14 protein-coding genes and 1 pseudogene are annotated in these 12,519 nt (G+C 63.6%); 7 read left to right on the forward strand and 8 right to left on the reverse strand.

Going from position 1 to position 12,519, the window contains the following annotated elements:
* Nucleotides 1-239 precede the first annotated feature (239 nt).
* Nucleotides 240-596 (reverse strand): ArsR/SmtB family transcription factor, encoded by a 357-nt coding sequence (locus tag IHQ72_RS12560; protein WP_258122719.1) that lies wholly within the window; start codon nucleotides 594-596, stop codon nucleotides 240-242.
* 194 nt (nucleotides 597-790) lie between these two features.
* Between IHQ72_RS12560 and IHQ72_RS12565 the strand changes: the two genes are divergently transcribed.
* Nucleotides 791-1,969, forward strand: a complete 1,179-nt coding sequence (locus tag IHQ72_RS12565; RefSeq protein ID WP_258122720.1) for an MFS transporter — start codon at nucleotides 791-793, stop codon at nucleotides 1,967-1,969.
* 111 nt (nucleotides 1,970-2,080) lie between these two features.
* Here IHQ72_RS12565 and IHQ72_RS12570 read toward each other — a convergent pair whose 3' ends face one another.
* Together IHQ72_RS12570 and IHQ72_RS12575 are read right to left on the reverse strand one after the other, a co-directional pair.
* Nucleotides 2,081-2,734 (reverse strand): dihydrofolate reductase family protein, encoded by a 654-nt coding sequence (locus IHQ72_RS12570; protein WP_258122721.1) that lies wholly within the window; start codon nucleotides 2,732-2,734, stop codon nucleotides 2,081-2,083.
* A 149-nt stretch (nucleotides 2,735-2,883) separates the two neighbouring features.
* On the reverse strand, nucleotides 2,884-3,726 hold the full coding sequence (locus tag IHQ72_RS12575) for a protein-L-isoaspartate O-methyltransferase family protein (RefSeq protein ID WP_258122722.1): 843 nt from the start codon (nucleotides 3,724-3,726) through the stop codon (nucleotides 2,884-2,886).
* Between the two features lie 31 nt (nucleotides 3,727-3,757).
* On the opposite strand from IHQ72_RS12575, the pseudogene IHQ72_RS12580 reads away from it, so the two are divergent.
* The 4 genes and pseudogenes from IHQ72_RS12580 to IHQ72_RS12595 form a co-directional block, all read left to right on the forward strand.
* Nucleotides 3,758-3,841: pseudogene (locus IHQ72_RS12580) on the forward strand (manganese-binding transcriptional regulator MntR); the annotation flags it as partial.
* A 96-nt stretch (nucleotides 3,842-3,937) separates the two neighbouring features.
* The gene (locus IHQ72_RS12585; protein ID WP_123148374.1) at nucleotides 3,938-4,126 is read left to right on the forward strand and encodes a hypothetical protein; all 189 of its coding nucleotides are present in this window, start codon (nucleotides 3,938-3,940) and stop codon (nucleotides 4,124-4,126) included.
* A 201-nt stretch (nucleotides 4,127-4,327) separates the two neighbouring features.
* The gene (gene ypfJ, locus IHQ72_RS12590; RefSeq protein WP_258122723.1) at nucleotides 4,328-5,260 is read left to right on the forward strand and encodes a KPN_02809 family neutral zinc metallopeptidase; all 933 of its coding nucleotides are present in this window, start codon (nucleotides 4,328-4,330) and stop codon (nucleotides 5,258-5,260) included.
* Nucleotides 5,261-5,453: 193 nt separating this feature from the next.
* The gene (locus IHQ72_RS12595) at nucleotides 5,454-6,707 is read left to right on the forward strand and encodes a TCR/Tet family MFS transporter (RefSeq protein ID WP_192364730.1); all 1,254 of its coding nucleotides are present in this window, start codon (nucleotides 5,454-5,456) and stop codon (nucleotides 6,705-6,707) included.
* 1 nt (nucleotide 6,708) lies between these two features.
* Here the strand turns inward: IHQ72_RS12595 and carA are convergent, their stop codons facing one another.
* Complete coding sequence (carA, locus tag IHQ72_RS12600; RefSeq protein ID WP_258122724.1) at nucleotides 6,709-7,926, reverse strand: glutamine-hydrolyzing carbamoyl-phosphate synthase small subunit; 1,218 nt, start codon at nucleotides 7,924-7,926, stop codon at nucleotides 6,709-6,711.
* Nucleotides 7,927-8,203: 277 nt separating this feature from the next.
* On the opposite strand from carA, the gene IHQ72_RS12605 reads away from it, so the two are divergent.
* The gene (locus tag IHQ72_RS12605; protein ID WP_258122725.1) at nucleotides 8,204-8,653 is read left to right on the forward strand and encodes a GatB/YqeY domain-containing protein; all 450 of its coding nucleotides are present in this window, start codon (nucleotides 8,204-8,206) and stop codon (nucleotides 8,651-8,653) included.
* A gap of 75 nt (nucleotides 8,654-8,728) precedes the next feature.
* Here the strand turns inward: IHQ72_RS12605 and IHQ72_RS12610 are convergent, their stop codons facing one another.
* On the reverse strand, nucleotides 8,729-9,193 hold the full coding sequence (locus IHQ72_RS12610; protein ID WP_258122726.1) for a DUF1801 domain-containing protein: 465 nt from the start codon (nucleotides 9,191-9,193) through the stop codon (nucleotides 8,729-8,731).
* Nucleotides 9,194-9,382: 189 nt separating this feature from the next.
* On the opposite strand from IHQ72_RS12610, the gene IHQ72_RS12615 reads away from it, so the two are divergent.
* The gene (locus IHQ72_RS12615) at nucleotides 9,383-10,258 is read left to right on the forward strand and encodes an arginase family protein (RefSeq protein WP_258122727.1); all 876 of its coding nucleotides are present in this window, start codon (nucleotides 9,383-9,385) and stop codon (nucleotides 10,256-10,258) included.
* Between the two features lie 13 nt (nucleotides 10,259-10,271).
* On the opposite strand, the gene IHQ72_RS12620 is transcribed toward IHQ72_RS12615, so the two are convergent.
* From IHQ72_RS12620 to IHQ72_RS12630, 3 genes are all read right to left on the reverse strand, one after another.
* Nucleotides 10,272-10,775, reverse strand: a complete 504-nt coding sequence (locus IHQ72_RS12620) for a DUF1801 domain-containing protein (protein ID WP_258122728.1) — start codon at nucleotides 10,773-10,775, stop codon at nucleotides 10,272-10,274.
* A gap of 202 nt (nucleotides 10,776-10,977) precedes the next feature.
* Entirely contained in the window at nucleotides 10,978-12,159 is a 1,182-nt protein-coding gene (locus tag IHQ72_RS12625) for an MFS transporter (RefSeq protein ID WP_258122729.1), read from the reverse strand.
* Nucleotides 12,160-12,292: 133 nt separating this feature from the next.
* Nucleotides 12,293-12,505, reverse strand: coding sequence for a DUF2061 domain-containing protein (locus tag IHQ72_RS12630; protein WP_258122730.1), 213 nt, complete (start codon nucleotides 12,503-12,505; stop codon nucleotides 12,293-12,295).
* Nucleotides 12,506-12,519 lie beyond the last annotated feature (14 nt).

Genomic DNA, 12,519 nt, shown 5'->3' on the forward strand with positions numbered 1-12,519 from the left:
CAGGACAGCGTTTCCTCGCCCTCGCAAGGCGGGGGAGAGGTGGCCGCGAAAGCGGCCGGAGAGGGGGCTCTTCGCGAGCGGCGCGTCAAGATGAATGAAGCTTCTTTGAACGATTGGAGAGCGTCAAGGCCCCCCTCTCCGTCTCGGCCTCGCCGAGCCACCTCTCCCGCACTTCGTGAGGGTGAGGAACCCAGGTTCTGAGAAATCCGCTCCTTTAATCGGCGGTTCCGGCGTCGTGTTTAGGCGCGGACTTCGATCTCGGAGGCGCCCACCGCGGGCAGTGCGGTGTCATCGACGGCAGCGGCAATGACGCTATCGAGCAGGCCCGGAAAGCGGGTATTGAGATCATCGCGGCGCAGCGTGATCAGCCGGCTGGTGCCGACCACCTCGGTGCGGGTGACGCCGGCCTCGCGCAGCTTGGCCAAATGATAGCTGAGATTGGTCTTCGAGCCGAGATCGAGGAACTGGCTGCAATTCAGCGGCACGCCTTCCTTGCTGGCGAGATAGCGCACGATGGCCAGCCGCGTCGGATCGCCGAGCACGGCAAGCACGTTCGACAGGCTGATCTGGTCGGCGGCGGGGTGGGGCAATGTCATGCCCGAGAACTAAGCGCAATCAGGGCCGATTTCAACGCATCTCCTCCTGGCGGATGCACGCAGTTTCTACCTCCCGCCACCTTGTCCTGACATAGAGCTGTCAGGAGGGTTCCGCTATTCTCGGGTGGCTTCATTGACACCATGCCCCATTTTGTACAATTGTTCAATAACTTTTGAACTAAGGATTTGCTGCCATGGACAAGCGCCTCATCTGGCTTGCGCTCGGGTCTTTCACGATCGCGACCGAAGGTTTCGTCATTTCAAGCCTGTTGCCCGACATCGCGGCCGATGCCGCCATCTCCGTTCCACTCGCCGGCGCGCTGATCACCGCCTTTGCGCTCGCCTATGCGCTCGGCACGCCGATCCTGGCGACGCTCACCGGCGAATGGGACCGGCGGCGCGTCATCTTGTGGACGCTGGTGTTTTTCGTGCTGGGCAATCTGGCGGCGGCGCTGAGTTCCTCTTTCGAATTGCTGCTGATCGCGCGCATCGTCATGGCGCTGTCGTCCGGCCTGTTTGCGGCGACGGCGCAGGGGACGGCCGTGGCGCTTGTCGATGATCATCACCGCGCCCGCGCCATTGCCGTCGTTGTCGGCGGCACTACGGTGGCGGTGGCGGTCGGCGCACCGCTCGGCGCGCTTGTCGCGACCGTTGCCGGCTGGCGCGGCACGTTCTTTGCCATCGCCGGGCTCGGCGCGCTGGCCGGCGCAATCCTTTGGTACCGGCTGCCGCGCGGCATCGTCGGCACCAAACTGCCGCTCAGGCAGCGGCTGGCCGCAACCCTTCGCCCCGGCGTGCCATCGATCCTGCTGACCACACTCTTGGCGCTCACCGGAGCCTTCACGGTCTTTGCCTTTGTCGCGCCGCTAGCCATCGAAGGTGGCGGCTTGAGCCCGATCGCGCTGCCCGGCATGCTGCTTGCCTTCGGCGTCGGCGCCGTCATCGGCAACATTGCCGGCGGGCAGGCTGCCGACCGCTTCGGTGCGACGCGCACCGTCAGCTGGTCGCTGGCGCTGAGTGCGGTCATGCTGGTGATGCTTTCGGTCATCCCGGCCTTCCTGCCGCACAGCATCGCCGGGCCGGCGCTGATGGCCATGATGGTGCCGTGGGGCATCGTCGGCTGGGCCTTCCCGCCGGCGCAGGCCAGCCGCATCATCAGGCTGGCGCCCGACGCAGCGCCCATCGTGCTGTCGCTCAACGGTTCGGCGCTCTATCTCGGCGTGGCGCTGGGCGCCGTCGTCGGCGGCGCGGTGCTGCGCTATGGCACGCCAGCCGATCTCGGCCTGGTCGCAGCAGTGTTCCCGATCCTGGGTCTTGGCGTCATGCTGGCCGGCCACCGGGCGGCGCGGGCGATTGCCATGCCGGCGGAGTAAGCGAGATCGCAGAAGCGTGGCACTGCCCTGATCGCCCTGCCGGGCAGAATTTGGGTTCCTCTCCCCCACTCACATCTAGCGGAGCGAGGAACCCAGGTCCTGTAACCCACACTACTTCCAGGTCCGGCGTCTCTCGATCTCGGCTTCGGACGGCTGTTGCTGGGCGAAGGATCCAGTCTTGATCTCACCGGCGCGTTCATAGGTCGCCATAATGACGCCGGTGGTCGATGCCTGTGAGCGGTTCAGCTTGAAAGCGGCCGGCATTGCGCCGCTGCCAAACAGCCTCTTGCCCTTGCCCAGCACCAGCGGGAAGGTCAGCAGGCTGATCTCATCGATCAGGTCATTGGCGAGCAAGGTCTGGATGAGTTCGCTCGATCCCTGGATGAGCAGGTCCGGCCCGTCCTCCTGCTTGAGCTGGCGCAGTGCGGCCACGACGTCGTCGCCGAGCGACTGGCTGTTTTGCCACGACAGCGTATCGGGCCGGTGGGTGGCCACATATTTGGTGGCGGCGTTGAAGCTGTCGGCGATCGGACCGCTCTTCTGGTACGGCCAATGCGCGGCGAAGATGTCGTAGGTCTTGCGGCCGAGGAGCAGCGCGAAGGGTTTTGCGAAGATCTCACCTATAAAGGCACCCCCGACGTCGTCCCAGTAATGGAACGTCCAGCCACCGAATTCGAAGCCGCCGACCGGGTCTTCTTCCGGCCCGCCAGGCGCCTGCATGACGCCGTCGAGGCTGACGAATGTCGCAGTGATGATCTTCCTCATTGGATTCTCCCTTTTCATTATCCGTGCCGTCGGTGCCGGATTTCGGCCAAAGGACGTGCGAGCGGACGTCTGTCCGACAGGGCCGGAAAAAACTTCCAGCGCTCCAGCCGGCGACGGGCAAGCATCGGATGCGCCTCGCCTCGGCGACGTCATTGCGACCGCCTGCCGCCAACATCTTGCGACGAGAACCAGACGTCGCCGATGACGGCAATGGCGGTGCGGTCCGGTGCCTTGTCGGCCGTCAGCCATATCGAGCGGCTGCGTGCCGCCTTGTCGCGATTGGGGAATTTCGTTGCGGGTGTTGCCGCCGAGGCACCGATGCAAGGGATGAACCATGACCGCATGAACGGGTCGCAGGCAAAACCCTGTTGGGTGCGGGTCACCATCACCGCAAGGCCAACGCGCTCGGCTGGGCGCCACGGAAAGACCATGCGGGCGCCCGGCTTCAGCGCCTTCAGCCACTGGGCCGGGGGTGCTGCGACGCCGGCATTGACATAGATGATGTCGGACGGTGGCAGGCTGCCGATGACCGCATCGCCATGGATGACGGTCACATTGCCATAGGCTTCGAGATTCTTTCTCGCGCGGTCGGCGAGACTGGATTCCAGCTCGAAGGCGGCGACTGCGCCGTCCGGCGAAACCAGCTGTGCCAGCAGAGCTGTGTAGTAGCCGGTGCCGGCGCCGACATGGGTGACGGTCTCGCCGGGTTTTGGCGCCACTTTGCCGATCCACATGGCGTGCAGGAACGGCTCGCCATTGTTGATGCCCTTGTCGGCGTCGAGTGACACCAGCACGTTCTGGTAGACGTGAACAGGATCGGCACTCGGCGTTTCAACCTTGCCGTTGCCGGCGACGACCGTCCACGGCCCAGGCCCGAGAAAGGCTTCGCGCGACACCGCGGCGAAAGCTGCTTCGAGACGTGGATCGGCCCAACCTGCATTGGCAGCCATCAGTCGCGCATAAAAGCGGCGCACATCGGCGAGATCGGTCATGGCATCAAGATAGCGCAGACTGCCGATTTGTCGCGTCGATGCCGAGGGCATCGAGCACCATGTCAGCGCCGAGACGCTTGAAGCGTTTCGCAAGGCGATGACGGCGACAAGCTAAGTCTACCGCCATTGCCGACAGTCCTGCCGGAACCGCCGCGTTGCCGCTGCGTTTGAGATCGTGCCACGCGATTGGCGCGAGACCGAGGAGGATACCATGGGCGTTGAACAGGCACCGACAGCGAAGGGCAAGCAAGCGGCCAAGGGATTGAAGCAGGCTGCGGCGAAGGACGAACGCAAGACCGAAGCGGATACTGGACGCCCGCTCAAGAAGGGTGAGGCTCGCTTCGAGGAGCGCTCGAAAAGCTCGGACGGCAAGAGCGCGGGTACCAAGCAGAAGATCTGAGCTAGCCGCCAAGTCCGGACCAAAAAAAGGCGCCGGCAGGCTTCTCAGCCGCGGGTGTCGTGCATCGATCCACCCCAGAGCCTGCGGCCCTTCATACGAAAAATACTGTGACTTGGCGCAACCATTGAGATAATTGTTTGTTGGGTCGGATCGGGCCATGAGATCGGCAGGTTACCGATACGCGCGTCGCGGAGAGTTGCCATGCTGTGGAAGGGTCGTCGTCAGAGTGACAATGTCGAGGACCAACGCGGCCAGGGCGGCGGGTTCAACCTGCCGCGCGGCGGCCCCGGCCGTCTCCGCATCCCGATCGGCGGCCGTTCCGGCGGCGGAATGTCGCTGTCGACCATCGTCATTCTCGTGGTTCTCTATTTCGGCCTGAAGGCCTTCGGTATCGACCCTCTGCAGATCCTGGCCGGCGGCGGCTTGGTGCCGGGTGCCGGCGGTCAGATTACTGACAACAGCGGAGAACAGGGCGGTGGCACCGGTGCGCCGGCCTCCGACGAGATGAAGCAGTTCGTCTCCACGGTGCTGGCCGAGACCGAGGACACCTGGAGCGGCATTTTTCAGGCCGAGGGCCTGACCTATGAGGATCCGAAGCTGGTGCTGTTCAGCGGCCAGATCCGCTCAGCCTGCGGCTCTGCCTCGTCTGCGGCCGGACCGTTCTACTGTCCCGGCGACCGCAAGGTCTATCTCGACACCACTTTCTTCCAGCAGCTCGACCAGCAATTCGGCGCCTCTGGCGATTTCGCCCAAGCCTATGTGATCGCGCATGAGGTCGGCCACCACGTTCAGAACCTCACCGGCATCCTGCCCAAGTTCAACCAGATGCGGCAGCAGATGGGCGAGGCCGAGGCCAACCACATGTCGGTGCAGGTCGAGCTTCAGGCCGATTGCTTCGCCGGCGTCTGGGCGCATTTCACCGGGCAGAAGGGAATCCTGGAGCAGGGCGACATGGACGAGGCGCTGAACGCGGCCCAGCAGATCGGCGACGACACGATGCAGAAGAAGATGCAGGGCTATATCGTGCCGGAGAGCTTCAACCATGGCACCTCGCAGCAGCGGCAGACCTGGCTGGCGCGTGGCTACAGGAGCGGTAAGCTGTCGGACTGCGATACGTTCAACACTCCGATCTGAGGTGTTCGGACTTTTGCTGTCGAAATGACCGTTGAAGCGCCGGCGGCTATGCAGGATGTGGCCGCATTCATGTCGACAGGTGATGTCAGCATAAAAATTCCTGGCGCGTTCCCTTATTGTTCTGTGCGGCTGACTCGCCTATAACGAGCCCTTCCGCCTTCGCTCCGAGGCGGCTCCAGGAGTCGATACCGTCATGATCGAAGCCAAAACCGCCAGGCGGGGCCTTGCGCTTGTTTTCACCACGCTGCTGCTCGACATCACCGGCATCGGCATCATCATGCCGGTGCTGCCGGCCTATCTGCAGGAGCTGACCGGCGTCGGCGTCAGCGAAGCGGCAATCGAAGGCGGCTGGCTGTTCTTCGTCTACGCGGCCATGCAGTTCCTGTTCGCGCCGCTGGTCGGCAATCTCAGCGACCGCTTCGGCCGCCGCCCGATCCTGCTGGCCTCGGTGCTGACCTTCGCCATCGACAATCTGATCTGCGCGGTGGCCTGGTCGTATTCGGTCCTGTTCATCGGCCGGGTGCTGGCCGGCATCAGCGGCGCCAGCTATTCGACCGCCTCAGCCTTTATCGCCGATGTCAGCACCGACGAGAACAGGGCGAAGAATTTCGGCCTGCTTGGCATCGCCTTCGGTGTCGGTTTCATCATCGGCCCGGTGCTGGGCGGGTTGCTTGGCGAATTCGGGCCACGCGTGCCGTTCTGGGGCGCGGCGGTGCTTGCTCTCATCAACTTCATCGTTGGCTGGTTCTTCCTGCCGGAAACCCTGGAGCAGCACCACCGTCGGCGATTCGAGTGGCGCCGCGCCAATCCTCTCGGCGCCCTGAAGCAGATGCGCAACTATCATGGCATCGGCTGGATCGGGCTGGTGTTCTTCCTGATGACGCTCGGCCACATGATGTACCCTGCCGTGTGGTCGTTCGTCGGCAGCTACCGCTACGGCTGGAGCGAACAGCAGATCGGCTTCTCTCTCGGCGTCTTCGGCCTCGGCGGGGCACTGGTGATGGGTTTTGTCCTGCCGCGCGTCATTCCACGGCTCGGCGAATGGCGGACCGCTGCCATCGGCCTTGCTTTTACCGCGCTCGCCGCCTTCGGCTATGCCGCGGCTTGGAAGGGCTGGATGATCTACGCGGTGATCGTGGCGACCTGCCTCGAGGCGCTGGCCGACCCGCCGCTGCGGAGCCTGGCGGCGGCCAAGGTGCCGCCCTCTGCGCAAGGCGAATTGCAAGGTGCGATGACGAGCGTGTTTTCGATCACCAGCATCATCACGCCGTTGCTTTATACGGGAATCTTCGCCTGGTTCACCGGGCCGAGCGCGCCGGTGGTGTTCGGCGGCGCGCCCTTTGTGCTCGGCGGTATCTTTCTCGCTCTGTCGCTGATCGCATTCGTGCTCAGGGTCGAAAGGCCGGTCGCAGTGAAAGACGTCACGACGGCGACGGTGCGAACCTGAATCAGGCGCGCTCCGCCAGCGCCGGCTCGCCGCGCTTTTCGCGGATGAGATTGACGAAGCGGCGGAACAGATAGTGCGAATCCTGCGGGCCGGGCGAGGCTTCGGGATGATGCTGGACCGAGAACACCGGCCTTCCTGTCAGCGTGATGCCGCAGTTCGAGCCGTCGAACAGCGAGACGTGGGTTTCTTCGACGCCCGTGGGCAACGAGTCGGCATCGACGGCAAAGCCGTGGTTCATCGAGACGATCTCGACTTTGCCGGTGGTGTGATCCTTGACCGGATGGTTGGCGCCGTGATGGCCCTGATGCATTTTTGCGGTCTTGCCGCCCAGCGCCAGCGCCAGCATCTGGTGGCCGAGGCAGATGCCGAAGACCGGGATGTCGGTCTTCAGCAGGTCCTGGATGACCGGAACGGCATAGTCGCCGGTGGCTTCCGGGTCGCCGGGACCGTTGGAGAGAAAGATGCCGTCGGGCCGCATGGCAAGGATCTCCTCGGCGCCGGTGTTGGCCGGCACCACGGTGACCTTGGCGCCAAGACCGGCAAGCAGGCGCAATATGTTGCGCTTGACGCCGTAGTCGATGGCGACGACGTGCATGGACGGATCGATCTGTTCGCCAAAGCCCTCGTCCCAGACCCAGGGCGTCTCGCGCCAGACCGAGGACTGGCCGGAAGTGACGTCCTTGGCCAGATCAAGCCCGATCAGGCCGGACCAGGCGGCGGCGCGGCGCTTCAGATCGTCGATGTCGAAGATGCCGTCGGGCGCATGCGCGATTACGGCGTTGGGCATGCCCTTTTCACGGATCAGCGCGGTCAGCGCACGGGTGTCGATGCCCGAAAGCGCGACGATGCCGCGTTTCTTCAGCCATTGGTCGAGACCAGCTGCGGCGCGATAGCTGGACGGGTTGGTGACATCGGCCTTGAACACGGCGCCGACAGCGCCGGCGCGGGCAACCGGATTGAGATCCTCGATGTCCTCGTCATTGGTGCCGATATTGCCGATATGCGGGAAGGTGAAGGTGACGATCTGGCCGGCGTAGGACGGGTCGGTGAGGATTTCCTGATAGCCTGTCAGCGCGGTGTTGAAGCAAACCTCGGCGACGGCGGAGCCGGTGGCGCCAAGGCCGCGGCCCTCGATGACGGTGCCGTCGGCCAGCACCAGCAAGGCGGTCGGCTTCTCGGTGGCCCAAGGAGGGGTCGACGCGGCGGTCATCGTTGCCATGGCGGCACTCCTAAAAGGCTGCACCCTTCAATCGGTCCGGCGAACCATTCTGCGCAGCAAACCGCGCGCAGCGGCGATTTCGCAGCCAGCGCGCGCAACAAAAATTCAGTTCATGCAAGGCCCAGTACATAGGGGAAGGCGCCAGAGCGGTCAATGACGCTACGCCCGCAGGCGCGATTTATTTCGTCGAACAATATCAGCGGTTTGCCGGGCGGCGTCGAATTGCCTTGGGCTTTCGGCACGGCTATTGTCCGTCGCATTCGAAGGAGGAAGCATCATGCGCGGCAAAATCGCCGAATCCCTGAAGAGCGCGATGAAGGCGCAGGACAAGCGCCGGCTGCCGACATTGCGGCTCATCCAGGCGGCCATTCACGATCGCGACATCGCCAATCGCGGCGCCGGCAAAGAGCCGGCCAGCGATGACGAGATCCTGCAGATACTGGCCAAGATGGTAAAGCAGCGCGAGGAGTCGGCCAAGGCTTTCGACGACGGCAAGCGGCCGGAGCTTGCCGCGCAGGAGCGCGACGAGATGGCCATCATCCGCGATTTCCTGCCGACGCAACTAGGGCAGGCCGAGACCGAAGCGGCGATCCGCGCCGCCATCGCCGAGATCGGCGCCAGCGGCGTCAAGGACATGGGCAAGGTGATGACCGTACTCAAGGAGAAATACGCGGGCCAGATGGATTTCTCCAAGGCGAGCGGCATCGTCAAGGGACTGCTGCAGTAGGGATTTTCCCGCTGCAGCGAGGTCGTAAGGCATTGGAGGCGACCGCGAGGAGCCAGCCCTGGCCGCATGTGATTCTCAGGCGCTCTTTGGTTTCCGGGAGCGGGCGGGGCGGGCGGTAGCTCGCACCGACGTGTTCAGTTCCACCGCGGCGCGAATGAGCGCCTTCAGCGCCTCTTCATCGATCTTGTCGCCCTCATCGATGTCGATGGCGCGCCTGGTGTTGCCTTCGAGGCTGGAGTTGAAGAGACCCGAAGGGTCCTCCAACGAGGCGCCCTTGGCGAAGGTCATCTTCACGACATTCTTGTACGTCTCACCGGTGCAGATAATTCCGGCGTGCTCCCACACCGGAACTCCTCTCCACTTCCACTCCTCGACCACTTCGGGGTCGGCCTGCTTGATGAGGGTTCGGACCTGAGCGAGCATCTCGCCCCGCCAATCGCTCAGCTCGTTGATTCTCGCATCTATCAACTGGGAAGGAGTGTCTCCTCCTTCTCCTTCCTTCGAGCCGCTCTTCTTCATGGCTGTTGTCGCTTTGGTCATGATTGGTCCCAAGTGGCTTTGTGCACGTTCGGCGTCCCGGCGTCTCACGACGGCATTGATGCGGCGAGCCGTTTGCCGTTCCGGCGCGGGCGACAAACTCTCGACGTCGCGGAGGAACCTTCGTCCCTCTAGACCCGTTTTGCAACGAAGATCATACGAAATTGGAGCTTCGATTTGTCGGCGCGTGTGTTGAACATTGTCGGTGCCGCCGCCAGCGCCGGCGCCTATTCGCCGGGGCAGGAACAAGCCCCCGCGGCCTTTCGGCGACATGGGCTCGCAGAGGCGCTCTCAAGCCGAGGCAGAACCATCAAGGATCATGGCGATGTTGCATCGTTCCGATGGCGACCGGATCCCTCGCGGCCGCAGGCTATGAACCTAGAGGCCGTGCGCCACGCCTGTGACTTGGTCGCAAGCCACGTGGCGACGGCGATCGCAGCGCAGGAAGACGTGCTTGTTTTAGGCGGCGATTGTACTGTGGAACTGGGAACGGTCGCCGGAGCGAACGCGGCCGGCGCACAGATCGGACTCGTCTACATAGACTTCGACGCCGATCTCAACACACCTGACACGAGCGACGGCGCCTTGGACTGGACTGGTGTCGCTCATCTGCTCGATATCCCCGGATGCGAGCCGTCACTCGCCAGGCTCGGCCCTACCCGTCCGATGCTTGTGCCCCAGCAACTCCTCTATTTCGGCGTCGAGAACATCACTCTGCCCGAAGCTGCCGCGATCAGAGACAACGCGATTAAGGTTATACCGCGTGAGGAAGCTTTGAGTGATATCGAGGCGGCGGCGGCGCGCGCGGCCGAATGGGCAGCGCGCTTTGACTGTGTGCTTATTCACTTCGATGTCGATGCACTCTCCTTTATCGATTTTCCGATTGCTGAGAATGTGCGCCGTTGCGACGGTCTCAAACTGGAGCAAGCCGCTTTCGTGCTAAAGCAGTTGACCGCCCTGCCGCAATGGCGCGGCCTGACCATCACAGAAGTTAATCCGGCCCATGCGCCAGACGAGTCCGCCGCGTTCGCACGCTTAAATGAGGTGCTTGCAGACGCCCTTGGGTAATTCGCGATGCATCTCACATTCGCTCGCCGGGCAATTGGCTGGCTTGCTTCACCCAAGCGGCGAACTGAGCTTCGTCGAGCTGGTCCTCATAAACGTCGAGGTAGCGCACTTCCTTGTGCTTGGACTCGCCGGGAGGAAGAGGACGCAGCGAGGTGCCTCGGAAGAAGGTCACTTTGACGTAGCGGGTGAAGACATGGAACGACACGAACCAGCCCTGGCCCTCGATGCCGTAAAATGGCGAGTTCCATTTGACTGCCTTATGCACGCCCGGCACGGAGCGCGCGATGATCGTGTCGAGGCGGCGGCCGAGGTCGCTTTTCCAGCCCGGCATGGCCGCGATGTAGGCCTGCACGGGAGCCTCGCCTTCAGCCTTCGCGATCTGGGGGTTGCCGCCAGCGAGGAGTGTCGGCTTCGCGGCCTTGCCGGACTGCAGCTTCGGCGTCGCCTTGCGCGGTTTGGTCGCCGCGACCCGCTCGGCGGCGGCCTTCGCCGACTTCTCGGACGTGTGGTCGGCCATGTGTTCACTCCAAGTGGTAGACCCAATCGATGATACTTGATTTTAGGAAACCGTCCCGGAAGATCAACTTCCGGTCCTATTGATCTCCGCCAAACCCGCAAGCGCACAGGCAGAGGCTTTCTCTCCAAAGGCGGAGGTCGCGGAGGCGACCGGATGCCTGCCGGCGGAAAACTTGGGAATTGCGGTCGATAGAGTCCGCCGTCTACTCGGCTGCGGCCGACAGCGGCGGCGTCGTGCTGCGGCGCCACTCCCAGACATGCGAGGCAAGCGCGACCGCCACGGCGACCAGCATGGCTATGGCGCCAACCACCGGCAGGCTGCGATAGCCATAACCGGCATTGAGCATGGCGGCGCCGAGCGAGGCGGCCAGCGCGATGCCGACATTGAAGCCGGCCGGGATGAGCGATGAGGCGAGGTTGGAGGCATCCGCCGTCCAGGTCAGGATACGGGTCTGGATCGGCGTGCCGATGGCGAAGCTGAGACCGCCCCAGACAGTGATCGCCACCACCATCGGCAACGGGTACGGGCTGACGGCGTACATGACGGCAAGCGTCACCGCCTGCATGAAAAGCATGGTGATGAGCGACGGCATCAGTTTCCAGTCGGCGAGCCGCCCGCCAAGAAAGACGCCGATCGTCGCGCCGACCCCGTTGAGCAGCAGCACCCACGGCACCAGAGCCTCATCGAGGCCGGTGACTTCAAGCAGCGTCGGCGTGATGTAGGTGAAGAGGCCGAACTGGCCGATCATCAGCATCAGCATGAGGATCAGCGACGTCCAGACCTGCTGGCGTGCGAGCACGCGAACCTCGCTGCCGAGACTGACGCGCCGGCTCGACGATCCCGTCTTGCGTGGCAGGAGGGCGGCCATGGCGGCGATGGAGATCACACCAAGCGCGCACATCACCCAGAACGTCGCACGCCATCCCCAAATGTTGCCGATCGCGGTGCCGGCCGGCACGCCGATGATATTGGAGACCGTGAGGCCCGACAGGATGAGCGCCACGGCCATCCCGCGCTGGTCCTGGCGGACCAGGCCGACCGCCACCACCATTGCGACGCCGAAATAGGCGCCATGCGCCACCGCCACTGCAATCCGCAGCAGCAACATGGATGCGAGGTCAGGTGCAAGGGCACAGGCGGCCTGGCCGATGGTGAAGGCTGCGGCAAGCTCAAGCAGCAACGCCTTGCGCGAAATCGTCTTGGTGGCGAGCGTCAACAGCGGTCCGCCGATCGCGATGCCGCCGGCGTAGCCGGAGACGAGGTAGCCGGCAGTTGGGATGGAGACGTCAAGACCGTCGGCCACCTGGGGCAGCACGCCGGCGATGACGAACTCGGTGGTGCCGAATGCGAATGCAGCGATGAACAGGGCGATAAGCGGAAGCATGGCGCGGGAAGGCGATCCTTGAATGAGATGGCCTCAAATCACGAACGGGAGCGGCGGGCAATCCAGAAATCGTCGACGCCGCTTTAGGTTTTCTTGATCGGCTCAGCCAGGCTTCGGCCGCATGCCGGCAAGGCTAGATGGTCGGGGTCTTCCTCCCATAGGGAACTTTCAACCACGCGCGCTCATGAAGATAGTAGAGCAGCGACTTGGTGATGACCTCGGTCAGGCCGATGGCCGCAGCGAGCTTGATGCTGCCTGTGACGACGAGCGAAATGATTATCGTGTCGACTGTGCCGGTGACGCGCCAGGAAAGTGCCTTGGCGAAACTGCGCGAATGGGTATCCATCGACTTTTCTCCCG

Source organism: Mesorhizobium onobrychidis (genome assembly GCF_024707545.1).
GTDB lineage: Bacteria > Pseudomonadota > Alphaproteobacteria > Rhizobiales > Rhizobiaceae > Mesorhizobium > Mesorhizobium onobrychidis.